Raw genomic sequence first — 19,037 nt, 5'->3', positions numbered from 1 at the left:
GTTCCATATGAAAGTCTGCTGTAAATGGTGCTCATTCTGGTCATAGCCTCACCTCCGATTTTTCGGATGGCGCTGTGTGTTTGAAAAGGGTCAGGCTTCACGGGCTGGATTTATCAACAAAGCACGTAGCGGATGATTCCCGGAAGCCTGAAATAAAAAAGCCCCAGCGGGTGCCGGGGCTTGAAGTTGATTTGAGTTGATTAATCAAGTCGTTCGTCAGTACATTTAAACAGTACTCGAGATTTAATCAGTGCGTCCACGCCAGCAAAGGCATTATCTTCTTCTGGGTACGGAGCAGACAGGGTATCTTGCTTATCGATGGTAACCATCAATATCCCCGCTTCTTTCCAAATGTAAACTTCCACATAGACGTATTGATCATTACTTGCTGGAGAGTCTTCAACTGCTGTGCTGATCAAAAATTGAAGACCATAATTATCATCAAGAGGCAAGACAGATAATGGTCGAGACTCATAATTCTGCTTACTATTTATTACACCGCAAGTTACATACGCCCGCTGGGAGCCATCAGCTTTGACATAGTGATTGTCAGGAAGCTTTAAAGACTCTTTATAACTTCTTACTATTTTATACCCGTACTCATGCAACTCAGTTTTGCGTTTGAGATATTTTTGCTCAAGCGCCTCTCTACTGGCTCTAATGTCATCGTAAGTAATGTCCATTCCATTCTCCAAAAGGTCATCTGAAACGAACATTCTTGACTCCTTTTCTCACCAACGCGTTGACGTTAAACAATTAAAACCTCCAGAAACGCAAAAGCCCAAGGCGTTAACCTCGGGCTCGAAAACTCATTTACTGCCAGTGCATACAACAATGGCACAATATCAGATTTACACGAAATATATGCTATTTAGTTCATTTCTGCAATACCTTGCTGATAATTTGCTGCCTTTTGTTGTGAACGTGATCGCGAGACATGATGTAGTGACTGTGAGTCCAGCCCCTTATACAGGCTGATCATCGCATCATAATGTTCCACATAATTCTGAGACCAGTTTGTTTTGTTAACCCCCACCAGCGCAGCGAGATCACCATACTGATACGGATCCTTCCCGGATAATTCGCTTTTCACATCCTGCGCCGCCAACCATATCAACTGCCGTAAACGGTCAATGGTCTTCTTCGCCACCTTTTTTCCGGCCAGATGCTCGCAGAATCTAGACCACGCCCACTGAGTAATCAGCACCTGATTATCCCAGCGCACATTCTCGCTGTAGTTCCATAACAGCCAGGCCTTCTGGTGTTCTTCGAGTGACATCAGCGCGCGGCGCCACGATGCCGTTGAATATTCAACTGGCTGCACCAGGGGAATATGCGAACCCTTGGCATGCGATTGCTTGCCCGGGATTGGCGGGTTATCCAGCGTTATCATTTCCCCGGTCACTTCATCCAGCAATCGAGGCTTTTTACGTTTAAACGTTCCAGTATCGAACTGCGCGTTCTCCAACCATGCCATTAACTGCCCTTTCGTCGCACCACTCAGATCGGCGGTGGCCATAATCAGCTGCTGGCGGACGTATTCGAGAAATTGAGTATTCATGCGGCCGCCTTAGCTATCGCTTTATATGCGCGCAGAATGTGAGAGCTTTTCCCGTAAAGAGTTATCTGGAAGGTCAATCCTTTCGATTCCCACGAATTAACTGGGGAAGCCATGAGTCCAGCGTCAGCAACACGCCTCGCTCTTCCAAACTGCCAGAAAGGACCGGTCAACCAGATACGGGCATGGGTTCCTTCGTCGCTGTAAGTGATTTTCACGCTGCCTCCCGCTGTTTCAGTTCTTTGAGTTTTGCGCGGTACTCATCGCGGATTCGGATGTAGTCGTCGCGTTTCCATTTCGGTAATTCATGTGGACCCATAAGGGCATCAAAGCGGCTCTGGCCGATTTTCTGAATCAGCGCTGGACGATATTCCGTCAGGTTTCCGGAGAGGTGGTTATTACAGGGGGCGCATTGTCGATGACAATTATCTTCATTGAAGCGTAACTCCGGGTTCGCTCCGGTCGTGCGGAAATGACCAGCATGGTACTGGCCGTCGTGATACCGCCCGCAGCTGATACATGGTAGGTGCTGATCCCGGTACCGGATGAACTCGTTGAATGCCTGCTGGGCCTGCTTGATGAAGTGACTGAGTGGCTTCACAGCCTGGCGACGCTCGGCCTGCTGCGCCCGCTGTTCTTTCGCCTCCTGGCGCTGGCGCTTCACCTCCTTGCGCAGCGCATCCTCCCGGACTTTTCTGGTCTGCTCTTTGCCGAAAGCGCTGGCGCATTCGTATCCACATACGGTCTGCGTATCGCGCACAGGATGGAACCACTGGCGGCATTCTTTGTTGGCGCACTTACGGCGCGGTAACTTAGCCATACTCACCCCCACGCCTTGTTTTGCCAGACACGGCTTGGGCGCGGGGCTTTCTCGGTTTCCGGTAACTGCACACTGACAGTCCAGGTGATGTTGTCACGATTAAGACTGCGTTCTACCGTGGCGCCGCGGCGTCGGTAACAGGCAATAAGTTCGTCGGCCTGCTCGGTTGTGCATTCGTGATGGTGGAAAAAGGAGTATTTCATCGCCATCACCCCGCAAAGCTCATAAGCTGCGATGCGGCATTTTCCGCTTCTCGCTGAGTCTTGAATGCCCGGGACAATACCCAGCGCCACAGAACATCAAGCGCGGCTTTGTACAGTTGCTGGAACTCGGTTTCGTCCATGTTGGCGAAGGCAATGCTGCGGGGGTGTTTGCGAAGTGTTCCGTCAGGAAGCTGAATAGCGTCATAGTGACCAGACTCGACGATCACCCATGCACGGTATGCGTCATAGGATTTGCAGATGCTGATGCTACCTGCGCGCTTATCAGCGATACGGTCGAGATATTGCTCGGCAGCGTCCAGGAGAGCTGCTTCACTTCCCGCGAATGAGGAAAGGAATTTGGCGTAGCCGGTTACCAGTTTGCGCTCGTTGGAGGAGATCGCTCCGCCAGTAGGCTCCCAGTATTCGAAACCGAGATTGAGTAACGCGAAGAAACGACGGTGAAACGCCGGGTTGCGTACCTGCCGGAACTCGGCCACCAGCACGGCGCCGAGTTTGATTTTTGATTGCAGAACATCGCTGGTCTCGGGAGTAGCCGGGATCAGGATTCCTGAAGATTGCTTGATGAGTTGTAGTTCGTGCGCCATGGTTCTCTCCGTGGCGCATCAAGTCGTCAGTTGTTCAGGCTGACGCGGGAATTATGGCGGTTTGATTATGGAAAATCAAAGGTCATTTTAATCTAACTATTCACTGCCTCGGGAAGGGGGTGAACCTTTGATCGCTCAATAAGTTTTCCGATATCATCTTGGCTAACCATCCTATGCGATCCCTCTCCTAACGCTACTGCATAGCTCTTACCTAAGTGATTCATGACATGCACTTTTAAAGTTCGCTCTGAGTATTGAGGGGCGTCATCGTGGGCTGGATTAAATACTAAAGACTTAGGTAAAACGAAGCCTGCGTCCGGCGAAGTCCGAACAACGTCTCCGTTTCGCCAACATCCAACCAGCAGATAATCAATATTCATATTTTACCGCCTTAATGATGAATGGTACTTACCAGAGAGCCACATAGAAACTTGGCTTGATGACATTATATCAGGCAGCGGCTTCGTGTTCTCTACAAAGTTCCGGCAGGTTAGCCCTCACCAGTGCTTCAGCAAACGGCGGCGGGACGGCATTTCCGCAGCGTGCAACCTGCTTATCCTTCGCGTACTTTTTGCCCCGATAGTCCTGGTCGATGATGTACCACTCAGGGAAGCCCTGCGCGCGGTATAACTCGTGTGGCTGCAGCATGCGCATACCTATATCAACGATGCGGTAAGTTATGCCGTCAATGGTCACCAGACCGTCACAATCCTCGCCGCAATATTCACGCAGAAACGCCAGCGTCTGCTGTGCGCGATGTTCGTCGTATTCATCGACCGCAAGGGTTGTTTTCACCTCGCCAACGTGCAGCCCGCCCGCCGTCACCGTTGGCATTGGCTCACTGGTTGGTTGCCCGTCGCGGCATGTTCCACGCAGTTTCACCAGATGAGAGGCAACTACCGCATGATGGTCGACAGTGGTTACTGAATGCGCTGGTTCATCCATACTGACACCCGGCCCCGTATAGTTACCGCCGTAGTGTTTTGCCAGGAACGCGCTCACCGTCGCGAATTTATTACCACCTGCAGTAACGGTCCCCAGCGGGTTATCCAGTCGCAGCACACGCGGTTCTTGTCCAGGTCGTTCGCCATAACCCATCTGGATCAGCGTAGGAGTTACCAGTTGAGATTTACCGCCACCGCCAGCGGTGATGGTTGCGCTCGGTTCGTCTGCCCGGTGACCGACGCTGGCACCGAACTGACGGCCAACAAATGGTGCAATGGCAGCCTCAACAATCCCAAGTGCATGCCCATTCCCGCCCGGGCGTTTTGATGTACCAGCAGTTACCGTCGGTACCGGTTCGGTAACGGGCAGCCCGGTTGCGCCGGTACGGAACTTTGTCAGGTGTGGAACGGCTAACGCATAGCCATGGGTTTTGGTAATGGTCTGCAAAGGCTCACTCAGTGCCTGTCCACGGAAACAGTCGTATTTCCCTTTGGTCGTAGTGTGGTTGCATTTCACGATGAACGGCGATGCACTGTCGATAACAAAGCGCTGTATGCCGCGCGCGATGCGCTTCAGGGTATTTTCTGCCAGCGGCTTTTTGCGCCCGAATATCGATGGGGCCGGAATTGACCAGTCGATACACTCCGCAGCTGTACGCCATGGCGCCAGCCTGCCAGCCTGAACCGCAGGTGATTTCGGATCCCCATGCGTTGGTTCCGGCCACACAATCGGCTTCCCATCGCGGCGCATGACCATGAAGAAACGTTTTCTGATTGTCGGTGCGCCGTAGTCGCAGGCGCGCAGTTCGCGATACTCAACGACATAGCCCAGACCTTTAACCAGTCGAGCTGCATCCTCACTATCAAGTGAAATATTCAAAAACTCGCAGCATTCTGCCAGCGCCGGATGGTTAGCCGGGATGCCTGTTGTCAGCATGCCGATGAATGCCTCGAAAGTTTCGCCTGCGCGGTCCGGGTCCGGTCGCATTTCACCGGCCAGTAATGGCCCCCACGTTTTAAACTCTTCGACGTTCTCCAGTTTCATGACCCGCGGCTCAACATCCAGCCCCCAGCGCAATACTACCCAAGCCAGTCCACGGATCGCTTTCTCGACAGGTTTAGCGCCTTTAGCTTTAGAAAAATGGCGGCAATCTGGAGAAAACCACGCCAGCGCCACCGGACGGCCTGCGGTAGCTACCTTTGGTCGAACCTCATACACGGACTCGCAATAGTGCAATGTATCAGGGTGGTTCGTTGTATGCATCGCCACGGCGTTCTCGTCGTGGTTAATAGCAATATCAACGCTGCGGCCGATCGCCATTTCAATACCGGTTGATGCGCCACCGCCACCAGCAAAGTTATCAACGATGATTTCTCTCACTCGTATTTCTCCATAGCGATGGCCAGTGACCGGGCCGCAGCGATAATCGACGGTACCGGCATTTTCTCCAGCCACATCCGGTTGATGTGATGCTTCAGACGGCGCTGGTGATGTGCCGGGAGATCTCCGGCACTTTCAATCTGGCTATATACCATTCCTACTTCGGCAGGCCAGACAGTTTCCTCAACATTCACCAGCAGCAGGTTTTCCAGCTCAATTATCCGGTTCGTGGCATATTGCAGTAGCTGATCCATCACTTCGTCTCCCGCCATGCCCGCTTATTACATCTCGGGAAGCGTTCTAGCCTCCATATCCAAATCATCCACAACATCTTATTAAATTCAGGTAGTGCCCGATAATCATCAGCACTCATTTCGAGGGCCTTGAATCGCCACTTTGCCACCTTGACCACCCGCCACAGCATCACCATACAAAACAGAGTGCAAACAACAAGGAAACCGAAAAAAAGATAAGTACTCACCTCACTCCTCCTGCTGCGGTGCTGCTGGCAGTGGCATCCAATGGGTTACCAATATGTGCTCTATACAGCATGCGGCGGCCACATCTACTCTGTCGAAAAACAGCCCTGAATGCTCATCAAAGAACGATACAAAGCAATGCCCCATCCTGTTCCTGGTTAGAACCTCCTGCTCGTCTTCCGGCATCCGCTCGCTGCACTTAATCCAGCCATCCTGAATCACCGGAGAGTTGCCATCGGATAATGGCATATCCGGCCCCTTGCGTATCGCCTTTGACAATTCGATAGGGTCATCGTAAAGCCAGTCGCCAGTTTCCGGATGATTTGCTTTTGCCAGTTGTGCTGCCCATTCCAGCCCGTCTTTGTGCCCTTGCAGGTAGTCCAGCGGTAATTCATCGCAATTACTTGCAGGTTCGGCACCCTGAAGCATGGCGGCGCGGCAAGCGTTCCAGCCCTCCCACATCCTAACGAAATCATGGGCTAACCATGCGGAATATGCCGTTACTGCATATCCGGTACCGCAGCGGGTGACATGCTTCGGCATTTTGAATGTTCGCTCGAATGCATCTCGCGGATCTTCATCCGGCACTACCGGCGCTCTCGGCTTGCCCTGGCTATCTGACGGCGCTAACGGAGCGTTTCTCAGTACAGTGGCCAGCATTTCAATATCTACTGGTGCAGGCTCAGCACCAAATGCCGCAATAGCCCCATCAATCACCTTCACAGCATCAGCCATTGCGTAGCCGAGATTACCGCCGTCGCTTTGTTCCGCTGCTTTGCTGAGTATTTCGCGTATCTGGTGCAGGCGCTCGAGTGATACAGGACCGTTCGCCGGATGGTTGTTAGTTGTCATGCAGTAGCCCCTTCTTGATATTTTTCAAACCAGAACACAACCGGCTTTTCGACAACTTCAACCAGGCCAAATCGTTCAGCAGTGCGGAAGTTGACGCTATATGCGCGAGCACGTTCTGCCTGCCGCGTAATTTCTTCCCGGAATAAGTCCACGCTGAATGTGGCTTTAAACAGGTTGCACGGTGCGCAAGCCGGGAAAAGATTTTCGATAGCATCATTCTCAGGTCGCCAGAATTCCCCGGTTGCAACAGCACGCCGGGTTCCATTGGACTGACGTTCGCCAAATTCCCACTTCCGCAATGCAGCCTCAACATGGTCAGCATACCAGCCTTTCTCTGGTAGTTCGCAGCCACAATAAGCACAGCGACCGCCAAACTTCATGCGTAGCTCTGCACGTTGTTTTTTCGTCAGCGCCATCTCACTCCCCCTTCACGCCAATGCCAGCGACGGCAACATATTTTTCTGGGCTGGCGTTCTGGCGGTTCGAGCGGCATACCAGCGCCCAAAAGTTCATGTCGCAAATCAGTGCTACGCGCATTTCCGCCGTAAACCGATAGCCGAGCTTATTGGACTTACCAGCCGAGCGCCGACGCTTACGCATTATCTTTCGCACGTGGGCCGCGTTTACCTCAACCTGCCGATGTCTTGAGGCATAAACACCCTTAGGTGGTATTTTTCGCGCCTGTTTCTGGTACGCGATTAACAGGTCATGTACGTCTGTAAATTTGCTCATCTCTCATTCCCCCTTCACGCCAATGCCAGCGGCGCGGTCTAATATCTTCACGAATTCAGCAGCGCCATGGTCGCCATTAACTGCGTACTCACTGATAAATTTACGAGCGGATAAAATGATTCCACGTTGGTCTGCTATGCGCTTCTCTGAGGCTTCCAGCTCATCCAACAGCGCTTCAATGCGCTTCTGCTGGTAGTTCCATGCGATTACGGCCTCAGAACCCCAAGCCCCGTTATCTGCAATATCAGAATCATCAGCGCCACAGAGGTGGCAGAAGCATTCACCGTAATCGCCGGAAAATAGCGGCTCCCCTCCATCCAGCTTGTTACTTGGGTACATCTCGCCACAATGACCGCATTCTGCCAGGTAATATGAACCTTCCACGCTCTGTCCGCGCAGCGCCTGTTTGTTGAGTTCTGTCATTGGGCGGCCTCCCAGCAGATTTGAACCGCATAACTACTTTTCACTCGCTTCACTTCACCGAGAGCCTCAAGCTTTTTCAGGCGGCGCAGCACATACGCTGTCTTGGCTCCCTTGTATTTATCGCGTAACCAGTGAGTGACCACATAGGTCATGCAATTGCCATGGTCACGAAGCACCTGGATGATTTCTTCATCGGTTGGTTTGCTCATAGCGCTGCTCCTTTGCGAAGTTGGGCGATAGCTTCAGATAATTTGTCACGAATAACTTCCAGCCCTTCAGTGTTACTGCTGGCGATAACAAATACCGAATCTACCTGTTCCGCTGTTTTGCCTTTGGTCCAATCGTAATGCGTACCAACGCCGCCAGTTTTCTCACGAACAGGAGCGAAGTTAATTCCAGCATCGCCGTTTTCGAATGTCACCGAACCCACCATCACATCGCCGTTACCGAAATGCGCGTGGATGCTGCCGTGTTGGAATGAGAATCCGCGCTTACTGGCATATTCGGTCACACCCTGCGCCCGCACTTCAGCCAGAATAGCGTCAGCAGCTACGCCGCAATGATCCGGGTCGGTGAATTCACAAAGAACCTCACCACCACGCATTACGAGGTCTTTTTCATCTGCGTAAGGAAGCCTATCAACTGTGTTTAGATGACCGTGGTTGTACCCTTTAACATATACCTGACCACAAGCCCATCGCACAGCTTGCACTTTCGCCGCCAGCTCCCTGCACTTGCTCTCGGCGTTAGCGAGTTGTACTGACAGTTCGAGCACCTGCTGCTCAAGCTCTTCGTATGTTGGTTTCATGCTGATGCTCTCCCGTAAAACGCCAGTACTCGCTGCATTGCCGGACTTGTGCGGCATACGGATGCGACCATGTTTTTGCTCATGTTCGATTTGAGCTGCTTGATGTTCAGCTCCCCGCCGGACTGAAGTGAATAGACCGGGCGATGCGGCTCGCCAGTACGGATAACTACCGCTTTGCGTGTCAGGTGAAGCAGCAGGTTGTGTGCCTTCTTGCAGTCGCATCCCAGAAGGTTCTGAACCTGACGTGGTGTTACGGTCTGGTTAACCCGAAGAAAATCGACAATTGCCCACAGTGATTTGCTTGCCATAGTGATTTGTCCTCGAAGTTATTTAACTATCCGGAGATGGCTAACGTTCTTGCGATAGCTGCCCCAGTCAAAGTTCACCCACACCCCGCCATCCATCTGAAGACGGTCGATAACTCGCGCACCCAACGCCCCGAGAAGCTCGTCGTGGTTCAGGTTTGTCAGGATCCCTACCGGACGCATCGACGACAGGCGACGGTCGATAACCTGATTCAGAATGACTTTCTCACCGCTGCTTCCGCGCTGAATACCGACCTCGTCCAGTACCAGCAGATCGACTTTGCAGAGGTCATCCAGAAGTGAAGCCTCTGACTGGCCACCGTCGTAGCACTCGCGAACACGCAGCATCAGGTCAGGGATTGTCACCACCAGCACTGATTGGCCACCGGACAGGAGATGATTTCCGATCGCTGCTGCCAGATGGTTTTTACCGGTACCAGGCCCGCCACTAAACACGAAACTTGCGAACCCAGCGCCGAAATTTTGTGCGTAGCTCTTTGCCATCGTGAAGGCTTTGCGCTGACCTTCCCCGGAAACCTGATAATTCGCGAACGTGCAGCTGCGGTGCAGGCTTTGAATTCCTGAGCGGCCGAAGATTTTCTCTGTGCGCGCTTTCTGATTCAGCTTGTCCAACTCTTCGCAATGTTTCAGGCCTTCTTCCCGCTGCCACGCCAGCAGCTCTGCTGCGCTGGTGAACTTCGGCTGAACGCCTGGCGGAATGAGTTTTTTCAGGCGCTCAAGAGCGCTGCCAGAATTAACAATGTTTTTCACCGTTACCCCCTGAACCCGGTCGGGATGGTTTTATCTGGCTCAGAAATTCGGTTGGGATCTCGCTGTCCAACATGGACGGTCCTTTGGCCGTGACCACGCGATTGCAACAGACTGTTGGCAAAGGTCTGCTCCCAAGCCAACTGGTGTTTAACCTTGCCGTCAGGTATCCAGTAATCACGGAATTGCTGAAGTTCTTCAGCGGTGTAACCCGGCTCAGTGCCGACGTTCTTACCCCAGAGCGCAGCCTGACGCACGAAGTCTGGAGACGGGGTCCATGAGTCAGTGATCGGAAATTTACCCAATGGGCCAAAATCCAGACCGGGCCCAAAATCCTCGTTCTGAGGTTTGGGAGGGATAGCTGGCAGAGGTGGGTGATTTCCAGAAATATCATCCCCAGAATGACTTCCGCCCGCGCGTTCTCTCTCTGGGTTTAGATCTTCTCTTCTCTTCTCTTCTCTGTGGTTACGCGTTACGTTATTAGTAACGTTACTCGTTACGTTACTTTCCTGGAGTTTTTTCCGTTCACGAAACTCCTTCTGGCGCTGCGCATTTGTCTTGGCCGTAGCTGAGCGCATATCACCTGACGTATTGTATTCATTGAAGTTTGGAAGAATGACGCAGTTATTCTCCGCATCATAAATGGCCCAGCCTACGGTTGATAATGCAGCCCCAAAACCGGGTACTCCGACAATATCATCGATATCAGACAGGTCTGCATTTTCAAATACACCGTTACGCGAGTGTTCATTTGCCGCAGACCAAAACGTTACTAGTAACGACACCGTAACGTTACGGGTTACGTTACGCGTTACAACGTCTGATAGCGTGGTGTTATGCGAAAGTGTGAACATTTTTCCCACCTCCGGTGAACGCTCCAGTATTCGCGCAATTCCGTTCACCTTCGGGCTGGTGACCAGTGATGTACGCATCTTTATCCAGTCCCCGGCCATTAAGTCCTCCTGAAGAATAATTAAGGGAAGATTTATCCAGTCGCGGTCCGACACGCTGGCAAAACAATTTGTGGTTAGGCATACTTACCCCGCAATGATTTCGCAATGAATTGCACCAGAAAGCCGTTGGTGTTCGCGCACCGCGGCTTTCGCCATTTTTGAACCGGTCATATAGCCCCCAGCATCATCTGCACCATCTCCATTAGTGGACCGGTTAACCCAGGGTCAACGCGGTACATCTCTACTATCCCCTCGCTCAACTCTTTCAGCTTCTGATGCCGTGGCGCATCCAGCGCGACGGCAATCTTTGCTTCACTGGTTTCTTTCTCCAGCCGAGCCAGACGGGCCATAACGTTGTCTTCTGGCAGCAGGCGGTTGCGGAACTCGAGCGGCAGAACAGCAAGAATTGCCGGAGTCAGCTGGCGAACGTTTTCGCGGTACCGTTCGCTGTTGAAATGGTTATCCAGAAAGCGGAAAAGCTTCTGACGCTGTCGGCTGAGATCGCTAGGGAAAGTAATCTCGTCACCACCCTGCGCCCTGTATTCTTCGACGATCAGAGCAGAAACGACATCCTGACCATCTACACCCGCCCATGAGCGAACGGCATCACGAATATCTTCATGGCTAGGTCCCTTGCACGCTTGAGCACGATTTATCACCGCCTGCTGCGGCGATCCTGTATCCTGGTAAAACGTAAGTGATTGCATAGTGCTTTCCCTTTCGTGGTTAAAGCGCCGGTCAGGCTACTTTTGGTTTGCTGATTTCAAGAATTTGGGTGGTGGTAAAGCGACCACCTGAGGCCTCAGCAATTTTCGATGCATAAGCTGTCTCACCGGTGTAATCAGTACGTGGCAAGCACCCACTATTGATCCACTTGTAAATTGCTCGCGGAGTCCGCTCGCATGCTTTGGCCACCACGGGTACGCGAATCAATTTGATGATTTCGCCAAGGCTTGTTGGTTGCATTTTTTAACCCTCAATATGAACTGTAAGTACATATTATGTCGGAACTGATAGTTCACGCAAGAGATATTATGATTGAACCTATGGTTCAGGAAGAAAAAGCGCGAAAAGACTTTTCCCATAGGCTAGCGCTGGCCTGCGATAAAGCTGGTTTGCCGGTTCATGGTCGTCAGGCTGAGATAGCCAAAAAGATGAAGTTGACACCAAAGGCCGTAAGCAAATGGTTTAACGGGGAATCAATTCCAAGACGCGGGAAGCTGCAAGAGCTTGCTGCGAGTATTGGTACAACTTCAACTTACCTGTTAGGTGACAGCGAGGCTGATGGAATATCTGAGGGACGCTTGCAGAAATCGACAGAAATATTTCGCATAGATGTGCTCAATGTATCTGTCAGTGCAGGCCCGGGCGTGATCAATAGCGAGTTCGTGGAGGTGCTTCGCTCTGTGGAATACTCAGTTGAAGATGCGCGCCAAATGTTCAACGGACGAAAGCAGGAACAAATCCGCATCATCAACGTCCGCGGAGACAGCATGTCTGGCACGATAGAGCCGGGTGATCTGCTTTTTGTCGATATCAGCATCCAACACTTTGATGGTGATGGAATTTACGCTTTCCTGTACGACGAAACAGCTCATGTTAAGCGACTTCAGAAGATGAAAGACAAACTACTGGTAATCTCAGACAACCAGACCTATCGCCCGTGGGAGCCAATTGAGAAGGAAGAGATGAACAAGATTTTCGTCTTCGGAAAGGTGATCGGCAGCATGCCGCAGACCTACAGGAAGCATGGTTAGTCGATTAACAGTAGCCTGAATAGAGTTTGGGTAAGGTCGGTACAACAAGGCGTACGCCAAGTACATGGGGCGGCGGATTAGGGATGATGCGGAATAACTCCCCACGGAGAGCTTATGAGGCTGGGTATTGCACATAGGCCATACGAACCACCTCTGGGTAGAAAACTTAAATAAAATTTAATAGTGGGAATGGTAATGGAAGCACCTTATCAATTAGAATTCACTGAAAACATTTATTATTCAATAGGTAATAACCCCAGCATTAAAGAAATCATTGAGTCTCTTCAAGGCTGGGAAGCTATCATCAAACAATCTAAAGGAGTCCTTGCAGAGCTAACTGGAAGTGATATCCTGGATATTGAAGTTAGGATTCAAAAGTTAGAAGTCGGGAGCCTAACTGAAAAAATTCTTATCAAGTTAGGTTTTGGCAACGAAGAGAATTTTGATAAATTTCTCGAAAATGCGCATGAAAGGTACATCGGAGAAGGAAAAATGCGTAGCGCCTTAGTTTGGACGGTTATAGCAGGTGTACTCGCCACGGGTATGTATTTAGCCGTCAAAAACATGGCACCCAATAATGCCTCCCACTTCGAAGCAAATAATAATATAATCATTAACATAGGTGCTGGCGAAACTAACATTTCACCTGAAAGAATACAGTCGGTGCTCAATAGTACATTAGTTGATAAAAAAACCGCTGCCAAAGGTGCTGTCAAAATTTTATCTCCAGCGCGAAATGACGAAAATGCAACATTGATGATAGGTAGCGATAACGCTTCCGTAACAATACCTTCAGATTTAATCTCTAAAACACCAACCGAGGTTAGTTTTGAAGCAGATACATATACTCGAGACCATTACGATGTTGACCTTGAGATAAGAGCTCTTGATCTCGACAATCCGACAAAGGGATGGGCTGCCGTGATTCCTGGCTTAGTTGATCGAAGGGTAAAACTAGTTTTGGCACCCGGGATTAAACCAGAAGACCTATCCCATAAATTCGCCTTCCGCGCTGATGTAACCATTACTTATAAACTTACGTCATCTAAAGGCGAAGCATACAAGCCAACAGAAATATTTTTAAGCAAATTAATCGCGGAATGAAATTAATCCTGCCACCGTGCCGGGTTTTTATTTGACCAGATAATTCATAATGTTAAGATGATTCCGATTGCAATCAATGGATATACATAATGAAAAAAATGGCTCTGGCAGTAGCATTAGCTGTAACCCTCACAGGGTGCGCGTCTTCTGGAAATCAGAAACTTAAAAGTGAAACTGAAACAAGTGTTCAGTCTAAAATTCATGAAGGGAAAACGACCAAGGTTGAAGTGAAAACCTTGTTTGGCTCTCCTGATGCAGTCTCTTATACCGATGGTGGTAATGAGATCTGGAAGTACTCATTTGCCAAAGTTAAAGTGAATGGAACCTCATTCATTCCATTCTATGGCTTGTTCCATAACGGCACGAACGGCACTAAGAAAGAACTGACCATTCTATTTAAAGATAATACCGTACAAAAATACACAATGGCGGAATCGGCGATCAATACAAAATCCGGTTGGGCCGACTAGCACCATTTGCCCGGCAAAGAAAGTCGGGCCATTATTGCCCCTTCCTCACGAACTCCGCTGCATCCCGCAATACACCTTTGTGAATCATATTGCCCACGGTTTTTCGCTTCGCTTCCAGTCGATCGACAATAGCCTCACAGTCAATCACCACACCGTCGATTATCAACTCAACAACCGCCCCACCAATCTCACCAGCTATGAAAGCTGCGCGATCTTCCAGCAATTCATCACGTGACATATCCATACCTAAGCCCATAGCAATACCCTGTTTGGTGTTTTTTTGAGCATAGCAAGACTAGAGAAAAAAATAAATAATCTTAAAGTTCATATTGTTATGCGTTTATGAACTTGCCACACCACTTAAATGTACTATTGGTACTTTACTTCAATGAACTTATAGTACATTATCATCCCATCGCGAAACACTAAGCGCATCAAGTTCAAACGTTCCGCCAGCCTGGCGACAAGGGCAAAGCACAAAAGTGAGCTTCGCGGTGGTGAATTGCCGAGTTAAAACGCTCAACCGTGAAGATCAGCGTCACGGCACCACCAGCGAAGTTCACTCAGAAAAACTGGAGAACATCATGGTTCATCAGCACTACGGTACACAGACAGTAAACCGCGGCGCAGTTCAGCCTGGAATGCTCGTCAAACACAAAGACTCAACCTGGACAGCATCAGCTAATGCTCGTGGTCGTTTGTATCTGCATCGAGGCGTTGAGATGACTTACACCAGGGATTTGCTGGTTGAAGTTTATCTGAACGGTCTGGGGAATGGCCTCAGCCATTAACGGAGAGTGTCATGCAAGACAAGAAATGCGGTTACTGCAGCAAGCCGGTTAAAACGGAAGAAGTAATCAAAAGCCCCCTTCTCTATCGCAACGGCTCACAGCTGGCGCGCAAAGAAAAAGAGTATTGCTCCAAACGTTGCGCTTCGCACGACCAGATGGCTCACGAAGGCTAACGTAAAACCCGCGCAAGGCGGGATCTACGTCCGGTGCCACCGACCAAAGTTACACCGGAAACAACATCAAAACCAAAGTTAACCCAATGGGCGCTATCAATGGCCCGGGGATTCTAACACCCAAAAATGAGGATCTCACATGGAATTTCCATATGTAGTTAAAGCCACGCAAAAGTCGGGAAAGCCTGATGCTTTTGTCTGGTTCACTGCAAAAACAGAGGCTCGCGCCAACCTGATGCTGGATGTTGCGCTGGAAGATGCAGGCATCGAAACAGGTCGGGGTAAGGACTACGCCAAACCGATTCGCACTGATTTCCCAGTTGTCGACGGCCTGCCGAAAGAAGGTGAGGTTGATTTAACCTGGTGTGATCGCTACGAGCTTCAGGACGATGGGCGCACCTGGCTGCCAAAAGCCGCTGGTGTGTCTACTGGTTCCGTTGACGCCCCCTCCACACCTACTCCGACCGTAATCGTTGAAGATGCGACTGCGTCCGAAATTGTCCCGGTTGAAAACCGTACTCCAGCGGTCCGCTTTGCCGTCCATCTGATGAACGATAAATACCAAACCCACGTCACTAAAGAGCAGCAGTTGGCTGCCAGCGAAATGTCACTGGATGAGAGCAATACATATCTCCATAGCCTGCTTGTGGCAAGGAACGATGTACCCGCGACTGCCAAACTCAGCCTGAATGCTGAGTGGAAAATGATTCGGGCGGTTAAGGACATTTTCACACCAGACGAAGAGCACGAACCAAGATTGATCGCTGCATTCATGTCTGACTGGGTGAACACCGATGCCGGTGACCGCAATCAACTGGTAGAAGACTGGCGCAGTGGTAAGTTGCAGTTGCTCAAAACTGAAACCAGCAGCGCTGCTGACGTTACAACGGGTCAAGATCTCACTGTTGAGGACGGTATCCAGACCGACGAGAACGGCCGGGCCGAAGGTGGCGCCGTTGATGGTGAAGTCGGTACTGAAGAGCAATCCCAGCAGACACAGCAACCGAACCTAATCGTTGTTGCCACCCTGCCATTCCGCCAGCGCGTACTGGCTCAGTTCATCGGTAATGGTGAATATCTCTATCACGTCGACGCCGGGCAGAAAAATGAGATTGTCCGCCTTGAGATGGACACCGATGACGCGTACGTCCAGAACCTGCTGCTGGCAGCTGAGAATGTGGAAGCATTCAAAAAAGCCATTGAGCACGATATTCATAAAGTCGTGAATGCCGTTAAGAAAGTCTTCCCTGTCGACGGTAAGAAACCGGAGCTGGCAACAATTATCCAGTTCCTGACGGTGTGGTTCAAAACTGAATATATCGATCGCGGCCTGCTGGTCAAGGAATGGCAGAAAGGCAACCGTGTTGCGCAGATTCAACGCACTGACGTCAAAATCAATGCTGGCGGTGGAAATAAGACCGATCGTAATACCGACTATGTCCACACACTGGACACTTTGGATGTTGAAATTGCGCTGGCCACCTTGCCAATGGATTTCAATATCTACGACATTCCTGGTGGGGTCTACCGTCGCGCTAAAGAGATTGTCAGCAAGAAAGAAAGTCCGTTCAGCGAATGGTCTGAGGCGCTGCGCAAAACCGCTGGTATCCTAGACTTTTCACGCGCCGCCATCTTTGCACTCATCCGCGGCACGTCATCCGAGTTAGTTAACTTTCCTGGGCGGTTGCGGGCATATATTAATGCCAATCTAACCGAAAATGACCACTCAAACCCCTCAGAAGAAACGCTGGCTGATGCTGGTCATGCGCCGGACGTCAGCTGGGAAAATGAGGTTAATGAGCAGGTCGCTGCGGAGCAGAAAACAGTAGCGAAACAGCCAGAAATCGCCAACATGGGCAACGGCGTATTCTCCATTGATGGCCTGATGGGTGATCAACAACCAAATGACCGTTCACCACTTAATGAGGAAGCCACCAGCGATGTGCAGATGGAAGAAGCTGTCAGTGATGAAGAACAGGCTGGTAATGAAGTGCAGTCAGGCGAAAGCAGTCTGGAAACTGGTGAAGAGTCACATACCGGCCAGCAAGCCGATGTGAACCAGAATACGGATTCTGTCGCCCAAAATAGCGATTCTGTAAACCAAACCGAACCGGTTTCGGCACAAACCGAGCCAGAAACGCAATCAGACGAACCGGCTGTTGTGTACCCGGCTTACTTCGAACCTGGCCGTTATGAAGGTCTGCCGAACGAGGTTTATCACGCAGCCAATGGTATCAGCTCTACCCAGGTAAAAGACGCACGCGTCAGCCTGATGTTCTATCACGGCCGTCACGTGACCAAGACTATCCGTCGCGAAAGCAGCGAGGCGCTGACGTTCGGTAGCCTGGCGCACACCCTGGCCCTGGAGCCCGAAAAGCTCCACGAAGAGTTTGCGGTATTCCCAGGTATTCCGGCTGAGGCGTTTACCACCACCGACTCCATGAAGGCGTTCATTCGAGAATTTAACGCGGATAAGCCAAAGGCCGAGCAACTGAAGCTCACCGGTAAGAAAGAAGAACTTCAGGCGGCGATACGCGCGGTCAGCCCGGAGGCCATTTTCGCTGATGAATTTGAGCAGCAATGGCGCGATAGCGCTGATGGGAAAACCATCCTGTCCAGAGAGCAACTGACGCTGGCCACGGCAATTCAGCAAGCCCTACTGAATCATGAATCAGCCGGGAAACTGCTGCGCCATCCTTCCCGTTCAGTGGAAACCAGTTATTTCGGGATGGACGACGAAACCGGTCTGGAAGTCCGTGTGCGCCCTGACCTTGAGGTTGAAATCAACGGCGTTCGTATCGGTGTTGACCTGAAGACGATCAGCATGGGACGCGTTAAGCAAGACGGTTTGCGCGCCAAACTGCACCGGGAAATCATCGACCGCGACTACCACCTCAGCGCTGGCATGTATTGCTCCGTTGCCGACTTTGATCAGTTCTTCTGGATCTTCGTCAACAAAGACGAGGGCTACCACTGGGTGGCGGTAATTGAGGCATCGGAAGATTTGCTCGATCTCGGGCTGCTGGAGTATCAGCGCACCATGCGTGCACTCGCAGATGCGTATGACACCGATTGCTGGTCTGCACCGATAACCGAAGACTACACCGACGAACTGAACGACTTCGACCTGCGCCGCCTTGAAGCGCTGCGTCTGGCTTAATGGAGGATTTGACCATGCAAAATACCAACATCATTACGACCGAGCAGGCACCAAACACCATTTCCGCCAGCAACGCTGTGTTCAACGTACAGGCACTCGGGCAGCTCACCTCTTTCGCTGAATTGATGGCGCAGTCTGCCGTCACCGTCCCCAAACACCTGGCGGGGAAACCCGCCGACTGTATGGCTATCGTCATGCAGGCTATGCAGTGGGGAATGAACCCATATGCAGTTGCCCAGAAAACGCACCTGGTCAACGGCGTTCTGGGTTACGAAGCGCAACTGGTTAACGCAGTAATCTCCAGCTCAAGCGCCATCGTTGGTCGCTTCCATTACGAATACGGCGGTGACTGGGAGAAGATCGCCGGGAAAAAAGACGGCCGTGATGAATTAGGCCTGTTTATCCGGGTTGGCGCCGTACTGCGCGGAGAAGACGAAATCACCTGGGGCGAGCCAATCTACCTGGCAGATATCACCACACGTAACTCGCCACTGTGGAAAACAGCGCCGAAGCAGCAGATCGCTTATCTGGCAGTGAAGTACTGGGCTCGCCTGTACTGCCCAGAAGTCATCCTCGGCGTCTACAGTCCAGATGAAGTTGAGCCACGCACTGAGAAAGAGATTAACCCAGCACCGAAACACGTTAACCTGGCTGATATCTCAGGTGACACCGTCACAACCACGCAAAGCGCACAGGAATCGTCGGTAAATATCGACTCTCTTGCCGATGATTTCCGCGAACGAATCGATGC

Annotated in this window: 25 protein-coding genes and 1 pseudogene; 7 read left to right on the top strand and 19 right to left on the bottom strand. The window is 51.0% G+C overall.

Annotated elements, in window-relative coordinates; genetic code table 11:
* Positions 1–200 precede the first annotated feature (200 nt).
* From OGY18_RS24650 to OGY18_RS24565, 18 genes are all read right to left on the bottom strand, one after another.
* Entirely contained in the window at positions 201–716 is a 516-nt protein-coding gene (locus OGY18_RS24650; RefSeq protein WP_286554659.1) for a hypothetical protein, read from the bottom strand.
* Positions 717–871: 155 nt separating this feature from the next.
* Positions 872–1,561 (bottom strand): bacteriophage antitermination protein Q, encoded by a 690-nt coding sequence (locus tag OGY18_RS24645; RefSeq protein WP_286554658.1) that lies wholly within the window; start codon positions 1,559–1,561, stop codon positions 872–874.
* A 211-nt stretch (positions 1,562–1,772) separates the two neighbouring features.
* On the bottom strand, positions 1,773–2,378 hold the full coding sequence (locus OGY18_RS24640; protein ID WP_286554657.1) for a recombination protein NinG: 606 nt from the start codon (positions 2,376–2,378) through the stop codon (positions 1,773–1,775).
* 2 nt (positions 2,379–2,380) lie between these two features.
* Positions 2,381–2,587, bottom strand: a complete 207-nt coding sequence (locus tag OGY18_RS24635) for a hypothetical protein (RefSeq protein ID WP_193153180.1) — start codon at positions 2,585–2,587, stop codon at positions 2,381–2,383.
* The gene (locus OGY18_RS24630; protein ID WP_193153181.1) at positions 2,587–3,186 is read right to left on the bottom strand and encodes a DUF1367 family protein; all 600 of its coding nucleotides are present in this window, start codon (positions 3,184–3,186) and stop codon (positions 2,587–2,589) included. Before OGY18_RS24630 ends, OGY18_RS24635 begins: the two co-directional genes overlap by 1 nt.
* A gap of 450 nt (positions 3,187–3,636) precedes the next feature.
* Entirely contained in the window at positions 3,637–5,511 is a 1,875-nt protein-coding gene (locus tag OGY18_RS24625) for a DNA cytosine methyltransferase (protein WP_286554656.1), read from the bottom strand.
* On the bottom strand, positions 5,508–5,765 hold the full coding sequence (locus OGY18_RS24620) for a hypothetical protein (protein WP_019076548.1): 258 nt from the start codon (positions 5,763–5,765) through the stop codon (positions 5,508–5,510). The genes OGY18_RS24625 and OGY18_RS24620 overlap by 4 nt, the downstream gene beginning before the upstream one ends.
* 228 nt (positions 5,766–5,993) lie before the next feature.
* Positions 5,994–6,842: a DUF551 domain-containing protein gene (locus tag OGY18_RS24615; RefSeq protein ID WP_264363830.1), complete on the bottom strand. Its 849-nt coding sequence runs from the start codon at positions 6,840–6,842 to the stop codon at positions 5,994–5,996.
* A complete protein-coding gene (locus tag OGY18_RS24610; protein ID WP_286554655.1) occupies positions 6,839–7,258 on the bottom strand; it encodes an HNH endonuclease in 420 nt (139 codons plus the stop codon). Before OGY18_RS24610 ends, OGY18_RS24615 begins: the two co-directional genes overlap by 4 nt.
* Position 7,259: 1 nt before the next feature.
* A complete protein-coding gene (locus OGY18_RS24605; RefSeq protein ID WP_286554654.1) occupies positions 7,260–7,574 on the bottom strand; it encodes a hypothetical protein in 315 nt (104 codons plus the stop codon).
* A 3-nt stretch (positions 7,575–7,577) separates the two neighbouring features.
* The gene (locus OGY18_RS24600; protein WP_286554653.1) at positions 7,578–7,997 is read right to left on the bottom strand and encodes an ead/Ea22-like family protein; all 420 of its coding nucleotides are present in this window, start codon (positions 7,995–7,997) and stop codon (positions 7,578–7,580) included.
* Positions 7,994–8,206: a hypothetical protein gene (locus OGY18_RS24595; RefSeq protein ID WP_110497747.1), complete on the bottom strand. Its 213-nt coding sequence runs from the start codon at positions 8,204–8,206 to the stop codon at positions 7,994–7,996. Before OGY18_RS24595 ends, OGY18_RS24600 begins: the two co-directional genes overlap by 4 nt.
* Entirely contained in the window at positions 8,203–8,805 is a 603-nt protein-coding gene (locus tag OGY18_RS24590) for a hypothetical protein (RefSeq protein ID WP_286554652.1), read from the bottom strand. The genes OGY18_RS24595 and OGY18_RS24590 overlap by 4 nt, the downstream gene beginning before the upstream one ends.
* On the bottom strand, positions 8,802–9,113 hold the full coding sequence (locus tag OGY18_RS24585; protein ID WP_264363835.1) for a hypothetical protein: 312 nt from the start codon (positions 9,111–9,113) through the stop codon (positions 8,802–8,804). Before OGY18_RS24585 ends, OGY18_RS24590 begins: the two co-directional genes overlap by 4 nt.
* An 18-nt stretch (positions 9,114–9,131) precedes the next feature.
* Positions 9,132–9,881 carry an ATP-binding protein gene (locus tag OGY18_RS24580; protein WP_264363836.1) on the bottom strand — a complete coding sequence of 250 codons (750 nt, stop codon included), beginning with the start codon at positions 9,879–9,881 and terminating at the stop codon, positions 9,132–9,134.
* 2 nt (positions 9,882–9,883) lie between these two features.
* Positions 9,884–10,831, bottom strand: a complete 948-nt coding sequence (locus OGY18_RS24575; protein WP_016156235.1) for a DnaT-like ssDNA-binding domain-containing protein — start codon at positions 10,829–10,831, stop codon at positions 9,884–9,886.
* Between the two features lie 167 nt (positions 10,832–10,998).
* Entirely contained in the window at positions 10,999–11,538 is a 540-nt protein-coding gene (locus OGY18_RS24570; RefSeq protein ID WP_286554651.1) for a toxin YdaT domain-containing protein, read from the bottom strand.
* A gap of 31 nt (positions 11,539–11,569) precedes the next feature.
* Positions 11,570–11,797 (bottom strand): hypothetical protein, encoded by a 228-nt coding sequence (locus OGY18_RS24565; RefSeq protein ID WP_019076923.1) that lies wholly within the window; start codon positions 11,795–11,797, stop codon positions 11,570–11,572.
* Between the two features lie 68 nt (positions 11,798–11,865).
* On the opposite strand from OGY18_RS24565, the gene OGY18_RS24560 reads away from it, so the two are divergent.
* The 3 genes from OGY18_RS24560 to OGY18_RS24550 all read left to right on the top strand — a co-directional run bounded on the left by OGY18_RS24560 (position 11,866) and on the right by OGY18_RS24550 (position 14,162).
* Complete coding sequence (locus OGY18_RS24560; RefSeq protein WP_019076924.1) at positions 11,866–12,588, top strand: XRE family transcriptional regulator; 723 nt, start codon at positions 11,866–11,868, stop codon at positions 12,586–12,588.
* Positions 12,589–12,783: 195 nt separating this feature from the next.
* On the top strand, positions 12,784–13,692 hold the full coding sequence (locus tag OGY18_RS24555) for a hypothetical protein (RefSeq protein WP_019076925.1): 909 nt from the start codon (positions 12,784–12,786) through the stop codon (positions 13,690–13,692).
* Between the two features lie 89 nt (positions 13,693–13,781).
* On the top strand, positions 13,782–14,162 hold the full coding sequence (locus tag OGY18_RS24550) for an SEN1984 family lipoprotein (protein ID WP_019076926.1): 381 nt from the start codon (positions 13,782–13,784) through the stop codon (positions 14,160–14,162).
* A 31-nt stretch (positions 14,163–14,193) separates the two neighbouring features.
* Here OGY18_RS24550 and OGY18_RS24545 read toward each other — a convergent pair whose 3' ends face one another.
* Positions 14,194–14,400 carry a hypothetical protein gene (locus OGY18_RS24545; protein ID WP_029139561.1) on the bottom strand — a complete coding sequence of 69 codons (207 nt, stop codon included), beginning with the start codon at positions 14,398–14,400 and terminating at the stop codon, positions 14,194–14,196.
* Positions 14,401–14,746: 346 nt separating this feature from the next.
* On the opposite strand from OGY18_RS24545, the gene OGY18_RS24540 reads away from it, so the two are divergent.
* From OGY18_RS24540 to OGY18_RS24525, 4 genes and pseudogenes are all read left to right on the top strand, one after another.
* Entirely contained in the window at positions 14,747–14,953 is a 207-nt protein-coding gene (locus OGY18_RS24540; protein WP_016156718.1) for a hypothetical protein, read from the top strand.
* Between the two features lie 11 nt (positions 14,954–14,964).
* A complete protein-coding gene (locus OGY18_RS24535) occupies positions 14,965–15,126 on the top strand; it encodes a YdaE family protein (protein WP_286554650.1) in 162 nt (53 codons plus the stop codon).
* A gap of 139 nt (positions 15,127–15,265) precedes the next feature.
* Positions 15,266–18,286 carry a RecE family exodeoxyribonuclease gene (locus OGY18_RS24530; RefSeq protein ID WP_286554648.1) on the top strand — a complete coding sequence of 1,007 codons (3,021 nt, stop codon included), beginning with the start codon at positions 15,266–15,268 and terminating at the stop codon, positions 18,284–18,286.
* Positions 18,264–19,037: pseudogene (locus OGY18_RS24525) on the top strand (RecT family recombinase); the annotation flags it as partial. The gene OGY18_RS24530 and the pseudogene OGY18_RS24525, both read left to right, overlap by 23 nt.

This window comes from Citrobacter sp. Cpo142 (assembly GCF_030332425.1).
GTDB lineage: Bacteria > Pseudomonadota > Gammaproteobacteria > Enterobacterales > Enterobacteriaceae > Citrobacter > Citrobacter portucalensis.
Note: the sequence above shows the minus strand (reverse complement) of the source record. Positions and strands in the feature narration are given on the sequence as shown.